Annotated in this window: 20 protein-coding genes; all 20 read right to left on the bottom strand. The window is 55.9% G+C overall.

What is annotated here, in order from left to right:
- Positions 1 to 9: 9 nt before the first annotated feature.
- Positions 10 to 642: a sugar porter family MFS transporter gene (locus tag BMX57_RS20355; RefSeq protein ID WP_143057904.1), complete on the bottom strand. Its 633-nt coding sequence runs from the start codon at positions 640 to 642 to the stop codon at positions 10 to 12.
- Between the two features lie 4 nt (positions 643 to 646).
- Positions 647 to 1,300 carry a hypothetical protein gene (locus tag BMX57_RS20350; protein WP_143057903.1) on the bottom strand — a complete coding sequence of 218 codons (654 nt, stop codon included), beginning with the start codon at positions 1,298 to 1,300 and terminating at the stop codon, positions 647 to 649.
- Positions 1,297 to 3,456, bottom strand: a complete 2,160-nt coding sequence (locus BMX57_RS06910) for a hypothetical protein (RefSeq protein ID WP_092364117.1) — start codon at positions 3,454 to 3,456, stop codon at positions 1,297 to 1,299. Before BMX57_RS06910 ends, BMX57_RS20350 begins: the two co-directional genes overlap by 4 nt.
- A complete protein-coding gene (locus tag BMX57_RS06905) occupies positions 3,453 to 3,746 on the bottom strand; it encodes a hypothetical protein (protein ID WP_092364114.1) in 294 nt (97 codons plus the stop codon). The genes BMX57_RS06910 and BMX57_RS06905 overlap by 4 nt, the downstream gene beginning before the upstream one ends.
- 23 nt (positions 3,747 to 3,769) lie before the next feature.
- Positions 3,770 to 4,120, bottom strand: coding sequence for a gene transfer agent family protein (locus BMX57_RS06900; protein ID WP_143057902.1), 351 nt, complete (start codon positions 4,118 to 4,120; stop codon positions 3,770 to 3,772).
- Entirely contained in the window at positions 4,120 to 4,533 is a 414-nt protein-coding gene (locus tag BMX57_RS06895; protein WP_092364108.1) for a phage tail tube protein, read from the bottom strand. The genes BMX57_RS06900 and BMX57_RS06895 overlap by 1 nt, the downstream gene beginning before the upstream one ends.
- Before the next feature lie 64 nt (positions 4,534 to 4,597).
- A complete protein-coding gene (locus tag BMX57_RS06890) occupies positions 4,598 to 4,957 on the bottom strand; it encodes a DUF3168 domain-containing protein (RefSeq protein ID WP_092364105.1) in 360 nt (119 codons plus the stop codon).
- A gap of 1 nt (position 4,958) precedes the next feature.
- A complete protein-coding gene (locus BMX57_RS06885) occupies positions 4,959 to 5,438 on the bottom strand; it encodes an HK97-gp10 family putative phage morphogenesis protein (RefSeq protein ID WP_092364102.1) in 480 nt (159 codons plus the stop codon).
- Positions 5,438 to 5,767 (bottom strand): phage head closure protein, encoded by a 330-nt coding sequence (locus BMX57_RS06880; RefSeq protein ID WP_092364099.1) that lies wholly within the window; start codon positions 5,765 to 5,767, stop codon positions 5,438 to 5,440. The genes BMX57_RS06885 and BMX57_RS06880 overlap by 1 nt, the downstream gene beginning before the upstream one ends.
- Positions 5,767 to 6,072, bottom strand: a complete 306-nt coding sequence (locus BMX57_RS06875) for a head-tail connector protein (protein ID WP_092364097.1) — start codon at positions 6,070 to 6,072, stop codon at positions 5,767 to 5,769. The genes BMX57_RS06880 and BMX57_RS06875 overlap by 1 nt, the downstream gene beginning before the upstream one ends.
- A 1-nt stretch (position 6,073) precedes the next feature.
- Positions 6,074 to 6,274 (bottom strand): hypothetical protein, encoded by a 201-nt coding sequence (locus BMX57_RS06870; RefSeq protein WP_092364094.1) that lies wholly within the window; start codon positions 6,272 to 6,274, stop codon positions 6,074 to 6,076.
- 49 nt (positions 6,275 to 6,323) lie between these two features.
- Positions 6,324 to 6,719, bottom strand: a complete 396-nt coding sequence (locus BMX57_RS06865) for a hypothetical protein (RefSeq protein ID WP_177175407.1) — start codon at positions 6,717 to 6,719, stop codon at positions 6,324 to 6,326.
- A gap of 25 nt (positions 6,720 to 6,744) precedes the next feature.
- On the bottom strand, positions 6,745 to 7,941 hold the full coding sequence (locus BMX57_RS06860; RefSeq protein WP_092364089.1) for a phage major capsid protein: 1,197 nt from the start codon (positions 7,939 to 7,941) through the stop codon (positions 6,745 to 6,747).
- Between the two features lie 21 nt (positions 7,942 to 7,962).
- A complete protein-coding gene (locus tag BMX57_RS06855) occupies positions 7,963 to 8,580 on the bottom strand; it encodes an HK97 family phage prohead protease (protein WP_092364086.1) in 618 nt (205 codons plus the stop codon).
- A 12-nt stretch (positions 8,581 to 8,592) separates the two neighbouring features.
- Positions 8,593 to 9,834 carry a phage portal protein gene (locus tag BMX57_RS06850; RefSeq protein ID WP_092364083.1) on the bottom strand — a complete coding sequence of 414 codons (1,242 nt, stop codon included), beginning with the start codon at positions 9,832 to 9,834 and terminating at the stop codon, positions 8,593 to 8,595.
- Positions 9,831 to 11,609, bottom strand: a complete 1,779-nt coding sequence (locus tag BMX57_RS06845) for a terminase large subunit (RefSeq protein WP_092364080.1) — start codon at positions 11,607 to 11,609, stop codon at positions 9,831 to 9,833. The genes BMX57_RS06850 and BMX57_RS06845 overlap by 4 nt, the downstream gene beginning before the upstream one ends.
- The gene (locus tag BMX57_RS06840; RefSeq protein WP_092364077.1) at positions 11,599 to 12,072 is read right to left on the bottom strand and encodes a phage terminase small subunit P27 family; all 474 of its coding nucleotides are present in this window, start codon (positions 12,070 to 12,072) and stop codon (positions 11,599 to 11,601) included. Before BMX57_RS06840 ends, BMX57_RS06845 begins: the two co-directional genes overlap by 11 nt.
- A gap of 154 nt (positions 12,073 to 12,226) precedes the next feature.
- Positions 12,227 to 12,589 carry an HNH endonuclease gene (locus tag BMX57_RS06835; RefSeq protein ID WP_218142418.1) on the bottom strand — a complete coding sequence of 121 codons (363 nt, stop codon included), beginning with the start codon at positions 12,587 to 12,589 and terminating at the stop codon, positions 12,227 to 12,229.
- 507 nt (positions 12,590 to 13,096) lie between these two features.
- On the bottom strand, positions 13,097 to 13,273 hold the full coding sequence (locus BMX57_RS20635; RefSeq protein ID WP_177175406.1) for a hypothetical protein: 177 nt from the start codon (positions 13,271 to 13,273) through the stop codon (positions 13,097 to 13,099).
- Entirely contained in the window at positions 13,273 to 13,749 is a 477-nt protein-coding gene (locus BMX57_RS20345) for a hypothetical protein (RefSeq protein WP_143057900.1), read from the bottom strand. The genes BMX57_RS20635 and BMX57_RS20345 overlap by 1 nt, the downstream gene beginning before the upstream one ends.
- Between the last annotated feature and the right edge of the window lie 37 nt (positions 13,750 to 13,786).

Here is a 13,786-nt window from a genome sequence, read left to right as displayed (position 1 = left end):
TGCCCGCCGCTACCGGCGGACAAAATAACCTGAACTGTCTTCCTCTCCCCACTCGACATCGATATCAGCACCCGCAAGATCAGCATACGCACGCCCCCTGTCAGATTCATTTCGCAGTCGGAGTGACGCCGCACTTTTCTTCGCGGCAAGTGTTCGAGTTCCTGCACGAGAAGTCGAAACAAGCGACAGTTCGAGCGTGGAAGATGAGGTGCCGGAGTCTGATTTCGCGCTGTCGCTTATGGCGGGGTCTTCGACGGTTCCTTTGAACGCTCTGGCGACATCAACGATTTCCCATGTTTCAACGTCATGCAAAGTCAGATGGATTTCGACAGGAGCAAGACGCAGTGAGTATTGCTGAACTGCGGCCTTAACTTCATCAGATAACATACTGAAAGTAAGTCGTTGTTTCTGAACATTTGTTCCGGCTTCATATGTCGGGTCACTCATCGTGATAAAGCCGCCGGAGGCAAGGTATTCACGCACTTCACCATCAATTTCAAAAGACGCATCATCATCTCCGGACCAGAGTCCGAACTTCTGCAGCTCTCCTGTACTTTCGTCTTTTGCGCAAACCCAAACAAGCCATCTTGGGATAACCGCGCCGGTTTGAAGCGCCAATTGCATCTTGTTTGAAATCAACACCCTATCACCTCAACGTCTGCTTGAATGAGAATGAGAAGCCAGATGTCGACGCGAGACCGATGCGACCGGCTTTGAAAGATCCTGGTACGATAATCGCCTTACACGCAGCACCGATGAGCGTCACCGCAGCACCGTCGAAAGCTCCAGGGCGAACGCGGGAAACCACGCCGACAGTCAGCGTGCCGTCAGTCTCCGCAACGCCGCCAACCGTGACCTGGTGAAGAGCTACTTTTTCGTCTTCGTCGCCGTATGCGAAGGAAAGATAATCGCCTGCCGTCAGAACATATCCGGACGGTAAACCAGACAGACTGATCGTGTTCGATCCGGTAATAGGCGCAGACAGTGTCACCGAAGCCGCGCCCAGGATAGAACCCATGGGATCGGCCTTTGGAAATTTCCTTTTCAGGTTTCCGATCAAGAATGAAGCGCCGGCAGAGCGCATAACTTGTGCCAGCGCCTGTGCCTGGTCTTGTGCGACATGTGTATCCGTCGTGATTGTCAACGACCCCTGCCACAGCCGCGGGCCAGATTCAGAAACAAGCATCCGGCCTCCGCCGTCTTCTGTGACGCGGAGACTTTCCGACAGATCAAACTCTTGCGAATTTACACGAAGTCCGGCTGCGAACTCTCTGAATTGCAGTGGAAAAATGAAGCTCATCCGCGTGTCCTCGGGTCTGATGCGATTTGATTAAGACGGCCAGGCATTTGGCGGTCGTATTGCTGAATTCCGGACTGAACGATCTGAACGCTCTGCGCACCAGCTTCGCCGATCCACTCTGCCTTGAGACCGTCTGCCAGGGCGATTGCGAGCTGGCCGCGGGTGCCGCCATCGACCAGGCCTTGTGTGCGCTGCGCATCGAACACACGCGATCCGCGCGGCAGGTTCACAAGCTCGGGGCCACGCTCGCCGACCATGGCCAGGCCACCCGGCGCGAACGGCGTGCCGGTCGCGAAGCCAGGCAGGCTGCCAAAGATCGCATTGCCGATCTGACCGAGCCAGTTCGAGCCACCGCCCGCATTGACACCGCTTCCGAGGGTGCCGTTCCAGAGGCCCTGGAATGCTTTGTTCGCAAGCATGTCAGCAAACCTTGATAGCAGCCGTCCGACAGCCTCGCCCGCTGTCGCAGACTTCGTAACAATCGAAGAGAATGCACCTGCGAACGCATCACGCATCTGGCCAACATTCGACTTCGTTGTCCGGATCTGCTCTTCGAGTGCCTTGATCGCGTCAGAAGCTTCTTTTGCACCACCGGCTGCACCGCCGTCATTCGTGTCACCCAGACTTGCAAGGGTGGTGTTCAGATCTGAGGCGGCGGAGTTCGCGGCTTTCGTGCGAGCTTCTGCGCCGCGAAGGATGCCGCCGATTTTCGCGACCTGCTCTGAGATTGTCGGTACGTCGAAGATTTTGGGAGCAGCAGCGGTGTCTGTGTTCAGTCCTTTCATGAACGCCTCGCCGACTTTCTTGCCAGCTTCGACTGCATTCCCGATGTACTCCATTCCGATGTTCTCAGCTTTGAGAAACGGGGTGTATTCGATCACCTTGCCGTCGAAGCCTGGAAGCTTGTTCATCGCAGCATTGATTGCGAACTGGACAGAGCGGATCTGACCGATGACAGCGTTGATTGCACCTGTAATGATGCGGATCATTCCGTTCATCGCTACGACCACGCCGGCTTTCACGGCATCTCCGAAGCCCAGGAAGATCTGCTTGGATGCGAGAACCAGCCCACGCATCACTCCAATCGCTCTATTACCAAACCAAAAGAACGCCTCAACGGCGTAGTTGACAGCACCCTTGGCCAAGTCCTTGAAAAGTCCGAATGCCTCACCGACAGAGCCAACGGCTCCGGCGACGCGCATGAATTGATGAGTTGCTTCGCCAAGAAGAACTACCAGCGCTCCTATTCCAGTGCGCACAAGCAGACGCTTGAAGCCCATCGTCATTGCTGTCGCCACAGCTACGGCACCAGCATAGATACCGAATGCGCCAGCAGCGGCCATGACATATGAAGAAATCCGTCCCGCGTTATTCGCAATAGCTTCAAAGACAACGCGGATAGCACCGCCCTCTTTCATCGACTCCCGTATGGCACCTGCAAGTCGAGTAAATGCGGGTGCCATTTCAGACATGATAGTGTTTCGCATTCCGACGAATGTGTTGCGAACGCCATCGACAGCAGCACCGGCTGCGGTCAGGTTTCCGATCATCTCCTTGGACATTACCAGGCCTGCAGCTTCAGCGGCGTCGCCGAGACGCTCCATCTCGATGCCGCCATTTCTCAGAAGTGGCAGGAGCAGCGTGGCATCGCTCGCCATCGCTTCCATATAGAAGGTCATCTGCTGCTGGTTCAGGCCGGCTTTTTCAAGGCTCGACACATAGAGCTGCAGAGCATCAGGTCCGGACAGGTCCTTGAACATATCGGCAGTCACGCCGACCTTTGGCCCAATATTCTCAAAGAAATCTTTCATAGGCCCGCCGCCGGTCGCAGCAAAGTCACCGACGCGATCATTCACGTCTTTCAGAATGTCAGCGAGCTTTTCCTGGTCAATACCAACTTTGCGGCTGGCAGCACTCCAACGCTGCAGGTCTCGCGGCGCGGCACCGGCCATCTGAGACAGACGCTCGACCTCCCGCGCTGACTGAACTGCGGCAGCCCCCATCGTTCCGAGAGCAGCACCAGCAGCAGCGGCACCGACGGCCGCCACCTTCATGTCCCGTGCCATCCGAGCCATCGTCTGACGAGCGTTTTTAACGCCCTTTTCGAATGACGCAGTGTTCAAGCTAAGCTTGGCAAAGAGGCCGCCGATCATCATTTCGTTTCGGCCTCCCTGGCCTGCTTTGCTTTCATTGCCATTTCTCGGATCCGAGCAAATCCTTCGGAGATACTGACCTTTTCCGGCTTTTCTTTGCCGAGGAGCTTTTCGAGTTTCGGCACTTTCTTGACGCGATGCAGAACCTCGCCGAGCCATACCTGCTCGATCCTGGCTTCATTTTCACGCTTGAGCCTGCCCCCTTCCCCTTTCAGTCGGCGCCAATACTGGCGCGGGGTCATAAGCCAGAACTCATCCTCACAGACGCCAACCGAGATCCCTGCCTCGATCATGGCGTCCCAGTCCCACCCGCGACTTATTTCGCCGCGGGTATCGCGTTTCCCGACTCACCATCTGAATTTTCCTCTTGAGGAAATGCAGCCGCGATCGCCTTGGAGACGGCTTCCATTCCATCATCGTAAGAGAGAATGTCACCGGCCAGAGTCAGAGTGGCGTCCGGATGATTGCGAAGCAGTCCCTGATGAAGAATGTGGCGCATGTCAGAGAAGCGACCGAGGTCGTTTGCCATACGGCCGGCGATCAGAGCCCATGAGCTGTTGGTTGCATCTTCGACGCCAGCGATCGCGTTCATGTCGATGACGATCGTGTAGGTCTTGCCCTCGATCACGACAGAGGCTTCACCCCGGATCCTGTTCCCTTTTGCCATTATACGGACTCCCACTCACCACCAACGCGCAGCGTCAGTGCAGCAGTCATCTTGTCATCCATCGGGATGTTGCGCTGATAACCCTTCACGACCACGTCGAAGTCTTCCGCAACGCCACCGTTCTCGACGAGGCGCAGCACAGCATTGGAGCCGAGGGCAGCGCGCAGTGCGACATCAAGAGTTGAACCGGGGAGGTGTTGGAAAGAGATCGTGACCTCTCCGTTATCACCGAGTCCAGCGATGAATTCTCGCGTGCGATTTGGTGAGCTAAAGTGAGTAACGTCAACATCATCGAAGGTAGGGTTTGGAAACTCGATACCTTCCATTCTGTCGACGGAAATGAATGTGGTGCCGCCGTCGACCGAAATCTCAGCGGTGGATCCGTGGCCGATATCCGGCTTTTCTGCGGGCATTTAAGCTCTCCTGGTTTGAATATTCGTTATTCAGGAGATGTGGCCCGCAGCCAGAGTTCGCGCGTCAAAGGCGCCAGTGGATTTCGAAGTCCTGAGAAATGCGGAATGGGCGCTTCGTGTCGCCGGCTTCGCGACCGTCTCGCTCGGCACGGAAGAAAATCATCATGATTTTTCCGCCTCTGTATCCGTCAATTTGATTGAGGATCTCCTGGGAGATAGTCTCTGCTTCGCGGTATTTCTCCGCGTAAACATCGACCTGGACACGAGACACAAACGTTCCGTCGGGACCGTCGAATGTGTGACTTCCGTTTTTCGAAACGGACTGCAACACGACACCTGGATACTTCGCGCCTTGAATGCGAGACCCCCAGTCAACTGATGCCGTTACTGCTGCGGAGATCAGAGTTCTAAGTTCCTGTTTCATCTCATTTGCCTTTCTTGGCAGCTCGGGCTGCAGCTGCGGCGTTCAATCTTAAGCGGCGCTGAATGTTCTCCCAAAGCAGGCTCTTCAGTCGCACCATCAGCGCGCCCTTGTGTCGGTCCCATGCAGGTCGCATGAACGGCTGCGCTGCGTGATGCTCTGTTCCGAACTCCTGCAAGTGCGCGTGAAAAGCCTTTTTTCCGGGCCCAACAAATATGTCGACGGTCCCTTTGGACTTCGCGAGCCGGCGGCGATGTTGTGGATCAAGACTGGAACTGACCGCGATCTGTTCATAGAGATGCGGTCCGTCATCGCGCGTGTTGTCGATCGGCGCCAGGTCTTTAGCTTCTTCAGCAATTGGATTGCCGAGCTGCTTCAATGAGCGGCGCACGACTTGCTTTCCTTGGCTATTTCCGAGTTCTTTCAGAGCATTGTCGAGTTCTTTGAAACCATCGACCTTAAAACTGACGCCATCTCTTGCCATCAGCCCAACTCCGCAGCTGCAGTGATTTCAAATCCCTCACGGCGGCCGAGCGGCTTGACGCCAAGGATGTTGAAATCCTTACCATCAAAGATGACGCGATCGGCGGGGCCGAGGTCCGCAACAGTCGAAGAAAACCGGATCTCGAAACGATACATGATTGTCGCGAGAACCTGGCCGGCGGCGATCTTCTCTGCGTCGCGCACAGGCGTGGCAGATGCCCAAACTGTCGCGATGTCAGACCAGGAGATTTCCCCGTCAGATGAAAAGCCGTCATCGGTGACGGTGGCGCGCTGGAGCGTTATGCGGCGATCGAGTTTTCCGGCGGCCATTAGAAGAAGGACTCCGCCGGGCGATTGAATGTCAGGAGCATCTCTACTGCGAATGGAACTTTCGGAACGATCGTGCCCTGCGCAACTGCTTCGCGGTTCTCATACCAGTGCCCGACAAGAAGACGCGCTGCATGCCGCTGTGTCTCATTCACTGCCGGCACGACAGGCTCTGCGCCGTCAGCCGCAGCAGGAGTCACCATGCCTTGAACATACTCGGACGCAACCGCGACCAGGCCTTCGATATACGAGTCCTCATCACTGCCATCGACACGCAGATGCACCTTTGCTTCGTCGAGCGTCAACATGTCAGTCAGCCTTGTTTTCGGGGGCAGCCTTCAGGGCCTTGCGGCGTGAAGCGGATTTTTTGGAGTTCTGCTCATCCAACAGGAAACCTTCCTGGCCAGCTGCAATCGCAACCGAACCAGTCACTTCCTCGCCTGCGACGAACCAGCGCGGGTAGATCTCACCGTCCGGAACGGCGTGAAAATCTCTCTTGAGTTTGGGCATGGTACTCTCCGTGAAATGAAAAGGGCGGCCGAAGCCGCCCCATCATGGATTACTCGGCGGCGATGTCTTGGGCCGAAACGGCGGCAGGCATGTAGCGAGGTGCCTGAAGAACCCAGGCTGCGGAAACCACGGCATCAGCCGCACCGGTTGCAACAACGCGGACATACCGCTTGTAGCCGACATAACCGACCGATCCGGTTGCGTCGGAGGCCGTGATGGAACCGAGCAGCTCATCAGCAGCGACAGCCGCGAAATCAGCATCTGCCTTGGTGTCGCTTTCCTGGACTTCAAAGGTGACGCCAGCAGTGCCGGCACCGGTGACCAGGACGGCATGGCCATAGTCGGCCATGTCTACAATGTTGCCTGCCAGCGGATTTCCATCCGCCAGCGTTGCAACGATACCTTGTGCGACCGTGGTCGCAGAGCGAATGTCAGTCATACGCATATTCTTATTCCTTCCCTTGCAGGCCTCAGACCGAGGCCTTGATGAACTTGACCGCGTCGAAATCCGTAGCCCCGCCACCGACACGCTTGGTGCAGTAAAACAGGACATTCGGCTTGGCCGAGAACGGGTCGCGCAGAACAGTGACCGACTTGCCATCGACGATGGTATAGGCGGAGGCGATGTCACCAACGGCGAGCGACAGAGAACCAGCGGCAAGCGCAGGCATGTCGTCAGCGATGGAGATCGGGCGACCCTGGATCGTGCGGGTGACGTTGCCGTCGCCGTTCAGGATTTCGCGCAGCATGAAGTTGCCGTCACCATCTTTCAGAGTCGCAACACGGGCAGCCGTGCTGTTCTTCATCAGCCAGGTTGCGTTGGCTTGGTATGCGCCCTGGAGGTCGTAGAAGGCCTTCACCAGAACATCGCCGTCGATGTCGCCGTTGGCGCCACTGTTCCGGAACTGGAACTTCTCAGCAGCGCGCTCAGCGTCATTTTGAGCAGTCATCGCATAGGTCAGCAGGCCTTTGGGCTTGTTGACGCCATTGCCGTTCAGGAACGAACCTTCTTCAGCGCGGATGAAACGATCTGTGACTTTGTTGACCAGGAAAGATTCCAGGTCGAAGCTGGCGTTGTTCAGGAGGAATTGCGAAACCTTCGGCATCGCGGACAGTTCGTGCGTCGAGATGGAAATCCGATTGATTGTCGGGGTGCCCGTCTCATTCCGCTCCTGCGTTTCTCCGGCCCATTCGTAGCCGGCATCGCCACGCTCGACCAAGATATCGTAAGAACCACCATCGAAAGTGATTACGGAGGCCAGCTCGCGGATTGCAGAGCTCCGGCGCAGACGGGTTTGGATGCCTTCGCGCATTGCGGAGTGGATCATAACGCCGCCGTCGGTCTGGCTGTTGCTCGCCATCGCCTTCAGCTCATCAGGCTCGGCGCCTTTACGAAGATAGGCGTCAATCATTTCGGCGTGCTTGTCTTCTTTCTCTGCATTACCTGCCACGCCAGGGCGGTTGGCTGCGGTTTCGATCTTGTCGAGACGCTCGGCGATGGCTTTCTGCTCGGCATCGAATTTGGTAGCCAGATCAGCCTCAGCCTTTGCAAGCTTAGCTGCGTCAATGACGTCAGCGGACTTGCCTTTCAGCGCATCGACTTCAGCTCGAAGATCGTGAACCGCCTTCGTTGCCTCATCAAATGCTTGTTTTGTTTCAGGAGTCATTACTGCTCATTCCTCTTTTTGTTATTTTTTCGACCAAGACTTCAGCATCTCGATCATCTCACGCTCACCGTCATTTCCAGCGCCAGGCATGGACTTGACCGCGTCGAAGCCGCCGCTGAGCAAAGCCCTGGCAACTCCCCGAGAAAGCCCAGCGTCACGCGTGAGTTTTTCCTCGAAATCTTTCTTCTCCATGGTCGCGGCTTTAACCGCGTCGACATTGGAGAGTTCGTTCATCGGGAAGGTCACGACGCTGACTTCCATCAGATCCAGCTCGTGAAGGAGCCGGGAGTTGTCGCGCCATTCGTCTTTGACGGTGCGATAGCCGATCGAAAGGCCCGAGATCGCATCCATTTTCAGAAGGGTGTGGATCTCGTTTCCGCGCGGCGTGTCGGCCAGCTCACCTTCGAGGTGCAGCCCGTTTTCGTCTTCGTATGCCTTGGTCCATTTTCCGATGACCTTGTTCGAGTCATGCTGGAAGAGCATCCGGACCTTGCGACCGGACGCGATGGATTTCGCAAAAGCGCCCGGCATTACAACATCCCCGCCGAGATCGCGGCTGCCAAACACGGAGCCATAGCCGGAGATCTTGCGACCCTCACCGGCTGCTTTTACCTCAAAATCGAAAAACCGTTTTTCCATATCACCGCATTCTCATTCGTCTTGAGAAGGAGATGTGGCCCCGGTGGCGGCTTCGCGCGCTTCCATTGCGCCTCGTGACAATTCATTTGCCCAGGGCTCGTCAACGGGGTTTAAGCCCATGTCGACACGAACCTCATTGGGCTTCATCCAGGCGCCCTGCCCGCCTGCGCCAAGTGCTTTGGTGTAATATTCGGCTTGGTCCTTGTGATCACCGCGCAGCAGTGATCTCTCGTCAAAATCGAAATACAGGCTGTTGCTCAATCCGAGAATGTCGCGGCGCAATGCTTCTTCCCAGCGACGCACCCAGGGCATGAGCGTGTGAGTGACGTGCATCCGGAACATTTGCTCCGCACTGGCATATGTTGCCGCCTTATCAGCTTGCATCAGCATTATCGGTTGGACACGGAATGCGCGGGCGATCTCTTCGATTTGAAAGCGCCGAGTTTCTAAAAGCTGGGCATCAACCGAGGTCATTGTCATCGGCTCAAATTTCGCGCCGAAATCGAGCAGTCCAATTCCGCCGTCTCCACCTGCACGAAACTGCGTTGAGAAGCTATTCTTGAGCTTTTCACGAACCTCAGGCTTAACGCCTGGCTCAATAGTCAAAAAGCCCGACGGATTTATACCGCCTGCAACAAAGCTCTTTTGCTGCTGCTCTGTTACCATTGCCAGAGCGATCGCATCGCCAGCCGCCTTGACCGCTGGCAGAGCTGAGTATCCATCCAGCGATGGACCGCGAACTACAAAAACCTGCCTTTCAGAGAACACTTCACTCGTGCCGTCAATGAAGGTGACGCGATAAACAAGACCTGAAGATGAAGTCTGCTCAACAGACCAGGCACCATGCGGCACGGGTATAAGCTCTCGGACTTCGTCACGGACAGTGTTCTTGACCGCCAATGCAGCCTTTCCGAGTGCCGCCTGCATAGTCATCCACTCGACGAACTCATATGAGGTCATCCAAGGATTTGGGCGGTCATTGAGCAGCTTATGTGCCCAGTGATCCCGCAGAACCCTTGTCCTTTTCAGGTCATCGGAGCCATATGTGTCTTCTTTCAATGCCAGCGGCATTGAGGCCACTCCCTCAGCGATAACTCTGACAGCACAAAATACGGCAGAAACCTCCATGGCGGTGGTTTCATTCACTGTCTTGCTGCCAGCACGAGAGTATCCAGCGAAGCCAAATAGATCCGCAACCTGATCCAATGACATCGCGGAGGACTTTTTTAGCCAAGTGAGCGGATTCAGGTTCATATAAACATCATCTCTTCTTCTTCCAGATAAGAAGGAGATGTGGCCTCGACGGCTCCTTCGACGGCTGCGCCAACAGCCATGATGGAGGCAACTGCCAAGTCGATCCTGGCCGTGCTTTTCTTCTTGTCGAGATACCTCTGCTCTGATGGGCTGGATACAACGACCGCAGACGCGACGGCCGATCTCAGGGCTGGATTGATGGCAATCCTGATGCGGCCTTCCAGCAAAAGCTCCTCGAACGCCTCGATGCTATCGTTCATGCAGAGCGGGCTGTTCTGTCGACGACGGGGACCCTGGGGGTGTTCCATCCTCGGGTAGTCGACGCCAAGGTCTTCCATGGTCTCCTCGAACTTGTTGAAGAGAAAATTGTCGTAGACGATCGCGTCGATCGGAACACGGCTTCCCAGCTCATCAATGTCCCTGACAATCTGCTCGAACTTCACGACCTTTCCAGGAGTCGCGATCAGGTGCCCATCCTCGGCCCATTCGACATACTTGGCCTTGTCCCTCTTTGCCCTCTCTTGCAGGCTGTCTTCCGGCGTATAGCCGGTCACGAAGAGAGAAAATTTGGGGTGGCCTTCCGGTGTAAATCCGTCCGGATAGCAGCGAGCCATGCCGGTGAGGTCCTGCTTTGCTGAGAGATCGAGACCAATCTTGCAGCCTTCGGTCATTTCATCTTCGATCATGTCGGGATCCTCAGCGGCGACCCACAAATTGAATGGAAGCCATGCCGATGCCGCATCAGTCCACATACAAAAATGGAGACGTTTGATGCCGTTTGCCTTGCCCTTTGCGGCCCGCGCCTGGGCTGCATTGTCGGCGAGATATTCTTCAGTGAGAATTACGCCGAGAAGTGGGTTTGCCTTTTTCCAAACATCGACCGGCAGCTCTCCATTTTCTCCGATCCAAAGAGGATCGTCTTCCTCATCAAGCGCACAGACATACGAGAACAGGCGGTCGAAGGCTGCGAGATCGCTTTCTTCATGCGACCGGTGCGCAGCTTTCACGGCCAGCTCGTGCTGTTCGTAGCAGTAGCTGCTGCGGTCAGAGCCGGAGTTGGTGATCTGGAAAAGAAGAGGATTCTGACGGAACTTGAACCCACGCTCGATCATCTCCGTGATGTCGCGGTTTGGATGCTCATGAAGTTCGTCAATCAATCCGCAATGCGGCCGCGGACCGGATCCTGTCTTCCCGGATTCCTTTGAGATCGGCTTGAAGAAACCAGAGGTCGGCAGGTGCGAAATGGTATGAACCGGATTGGCACCTGACAAATCCAGAGCGCGCATCAACGCCGGGCTCTGCTTCACCATTTTCACAGCATCATCGAAGAGGATCCTTGCCTGGTCGGTCTTCGTTGCGGCCGCGTAGATCTGGGCACCGGCTTCATTGTCGGCGAGCATCATGTAGAGACCGATCCCGCCGGCCAGCGGTGACTTTCCGTTACCCTTTCCCATCTCGATGTAGGAGGTTCGGAAGCGACGGACGCCAGAGGCCATCTTCCAGCCGAACAGAGATCCGATGATAAACTCCTGGGACGGGTGGAGCTTGAACGGGACACCCTCAAACTGTCCACCGTTAAGGCGCAAGATGTCAGGGAAAAAATCCATCGCCCGCTGTGCAGCTTCATGATCGAACCAAAGCCCACGCTTTTGCCCGTTCTCAAGGTCATCCAGATGGCGCTGACAAGCGGCGCGGACGTGCGGGCCGGCGATCTCTTTCCCGGAAACCACCGCCTTGGCGTATTTCCGAACAGGATCGCGTGCTTCAGAAGCCATATTTCGCGGCCGGATCGTCTTGCTTCGCCCCACCATCGGTAGCGCTGACACGAGATCTACTTGCTGGTGTCAGACCAAACTCCGACATGAGTGACTGAAAGCGACGAGAGGCATCAGATCTCATTGCCACAGCCGGATGCTGACGGATCATCGTGCCGCCAGTAGAGCTGGTTGTTTCGTAGTGCGTGCCCTCGGCGTCGATGATCTCCTGGGCCTCGCGCACCTGGGCGTAGGTTTCGACCAAGATCTCCAGTGCCATGTCGTCGGCGAGAGACAATACGCCCATGCCTTCAAGCACGCCGCAGAACCGGTCCCAGTTTTCCTGAGCAGTTGTTGAGAGGGTTTCAGGCATCGCGGGACGCGCGACATCGCACACCGGTGCATCGTCATTTCGACGATCCGCCCGATCCGTGCCCCGAACTACCTTAAGATGCTCAGGTGTGCGCTTGCGCCCTTTAGACATTGGAACAAAAACCTTTCTATTTTGACATTGCGAGAAAAAAGGTCCCCCTGCCGGTCCCTAAGAATAGGGCTCCAGAGATTGACCCACCCCCTCCCCGAAAAGCGGAAAATCTGTGGTTATTAGGGAGATGTGGCCTCGTGAGCGGCTTCGCGCGTTAAGTCAGCGGCCAGCCGTCAATGCCGATTTCTGGCTTTGGTTTTCCGCCATTGCCCTCGCGTGCTGTCTTGGCCTTGTGGCACTCATTGCAGATCGCCTGGAGGTTGCGCTCATCGTCGAAGTGCATGCGCACACCGTCGAGAGTGATCATCTCATCTGCGGTGGCGCTGGCTTTGTTGATGATGTGGTCGACAGCATCGGCAGCAGTGGTGCGAGAGCGGCTGAGACAGGGCTGACAGAGGTGCAGGTCGCGCTGGAGTATCCGCTTACGCAAACGGCGCCAGGGCGCACCATAGCCGCGCTGAGAGGCACTGCCTCGGCGGTCTTGCCCTTTCCATTGTCCTGATGCTTTTTTTGCCATGCACAGGAGATGTGGTCTCATGCATCAAATCGCGTGCCGGAACGAGAAGAGATCAGGCGCGCAAACGCCTGATCTCTTGAGAAAGGAAGATTGCATGGCTTCGATCCCTGACAGTCGGTAGATGTGGCCTCTGTCTATCGTTCGACGGCGACATCCCGACCTGGTCCACAAATCCACCAGCCATCCAGCAGCATACGCATCGCCTCGTGTGTCGGCGCGGTGCATTCTAATCGGACCGGACGAGACCACATGATAGCATAGCCATCTTCATCGAATTCAGGAGGCGGGTCGAGACGGTAGAGCTTCATTGGTCTTGTTCTCCCTTCTTCCGACGACGCAGATCTCGGAACGCAATATTGCGGATCGCATAATACTCCCTCTGCTCGACAAGGCCGTGTTGAAATAGGGCCCGAGAACAATTGACGCATCCCTGAAAGACTTCAGAGGTGCTGTGGGCGAGCAGTTTGTCGCGCTCTACTTTCTCGAATATTCGGCACTCAGGTAGCATCAGCCCTGCCCTCCCTCATCATCGTCCAAGAACGCCCTTCCCTCTCGGGCAAGATAAGCGAAAGCCAGTGCCGCGCAGAAGCCGCGTCCAAAGCCTTCAACATCCATATTCCAGTAGAGCGAACCTGCCATCCAGATTAGCGCCGCGGCGATCAGGGCGTGTCCAATCCAACGCATCACCCCTGCCCTCCTATGATCTTTGCCGCGTATTCCGGAGCCTCGTCTTCGACGTTACCCTCGTAACCATCCCACCACCACTCTTCGGTATATACATCCTTACGATGCTCAACGACCGCCCTGGCGCCAGCCATAAACGCATCCCGCATCATCTGCGCGATATCCGGGGACTTGGTGCCATGGATCTTGATGCGCTCGTGATTGGAGAGTTTGGTGAGATCGATGCTTTTAGTATGACAGCCTTCATCAAAACCAAAAGCACGTCCTGGCGCAGAGATAGTCAGATCAGTAGCCGGAAAGAATGCCCACCCGTTTTCATCACAGCCAGCTATGTATCCAGCAAAATCATCCTTCGTGGCGATGAGGTTTGGAAAGCCAGGACTACTTCCATCGATCGAAATGCCGTGACGATATGATGCGCCAACTATCTCATCCAGGTATGCCTTAATCTTCTCCGGTGCTGGTTGATCAGTCATTGCGCTTCTCCCTCAAAATCCGCATCGTTTCTTTGAC

Source organism: Cribrihabitans marinus (assembly GCF_900109035.1).
Lineage (GTDB): Bacteria > Pseudomonadota > Alphaproteobacteria > Rhodobacterales > Rhodobacteraceae > Cribrihabitans > Cribrihabitans marinus.
The sequence above is the reverse complement of the archived record's forward strand: the minus strand, read 5'-3'. Positions and strand labels throughout refer to the sequence as shown.

Bases quoted from the DNA above. Each gene is read 5' to 3' on its own strand.
- BMX57_RS20350 (WP_143057903.1), bottom strand. From the start codon at position 1,300: ATGAGCTTCATTTTTCCACTGCAATTCAGAGAGTTCGCAGCCGGACTT.
- BMX57_RS06910 (WP_092364117.1), bottom strand. From the start codon at position 3,456: ATGATGATCGGCGGCCTCTTTGCCAAGCTTAGCTTGAACACTGCGTCA.
- BMX57_RS06905 (WP_092364114.1), bottom strand. From the start codon at position 3,746: ATGATCGAGGCAGGGATCTCGGTTGGCGTCTGTGAGGATGAGTTCTGG.
- BMX57_RS06900 (WP_143057902.1), bottom strand. From the start codon at position 4,120: ATGGCAAAAGGGAACAGGATCCGGGGTGAAGCCTCTGTCGTGATCGAG.
- BMX57_RS06895 (WP_092364108.1), bottom strand. From the start codon at position 4,533: ATGCCCGCAGAAAAGCCGGATATCGGCCACGGATCCACCGCTGAGATT.
- BMX57_RS06890 (WP_092364105.1), bottom strand. From the start codon at position 4,957: ATGAAACAGGAACTTAGAACTCTGATCTCCGCAGCAGTAACGGCATCA.
- BMX57_RS06885 (WP_092364102.1), bottom strand. From the start codon at position 5,438: ATGGCAAGAGATGGCGTCAGTTTTAAGGTCGATGGTTTCAAAGAACTC.
- BMX57_RS06880 (WP_092364099.1), bottom strand. From the start codon at position 5,767: ATGGCCGCCGGAAAACTCGATCGCCGCATAACGCTCCAGCGCGCCACC.
- BMX57_RS06875 (WP_092364097.1), bottom strand. From the start codon at position 6,072: ATGTTGACGCTCGACGAAGCAAAGGTGCATCTGCGTGTCGATGGCAGT.
- BMX57_RS06870 (WP_092364094.1), bottom strand. From the start codon at position 6,274: ATGCCCAAACTCAAGAGAGATTTTCACGCCGTTCCGGACGGTGAGATC.
- BMX57_RS06865 (WP_177175407.1), bottom strand. From the start codon at position 6,719: ATGCGTATGACTGACATTCGCTCTGCGACCACGGTCGCACAAGGTATC.
- BMX57_RS06860 (WP_092364089.1), bottom strand. From the start codon at position 7,941: ATGACTCCTGAAACAAAACAAGCATTTGATGAGGCAACGAAGGCGGTT.
- BMX57_RS06855 (WP_092364086.1), bottom strand. From the start codon at position 8,580: ATGGAAAAACGGTTTTTCGATTTTGAGGTAAAAGCAGCCGGTGAGGGT.
- BMX57_RS06850 (WP_092364083.1), bottom strand. From the start codon at position 9,834: ATGAACCTGAATCCGCTCACTTGGCTAAAAAAGTCCTCCGCGATGTCA.
- BMX57_RS06845 (WP_092364080.1), bottom strand. From the start codon at position 11,609: ATGGCTTCTGAAGCACGCGATCCTGTTCGGAAATACGCCAAGGCGGTG.
- BMX57_RS06840 (WP_092364077.1), bottom strand. From the start codon at position 12,072: ATGTCTAAAGGGCGCAAGCGCACACCTGAGCATCTTAAGGTAGTTCGG.
- BMX57_RS06835 (WP_218142418.1), bottom strand. From the start codon at position 12,589: ATGGCAAAAAAAGCATCAGGACAATGGAAAGGGCAAGACCGCCGAGGC.
- BMX57_RS20635 (WP_177175406.1), bottom strand. From the start codon at position 13,273: ATGCGTTGGATTGGACACGCCCTGATCGCCGCGGCGCTAATCTGGATG.
- BMX57_RS20345 (WP_143057900.1), bottom strand. From the start codon at position 13,749: ATGACTGATCAACCAGCACCGGAGAAGATTAAGGCATACCTGGATGAG.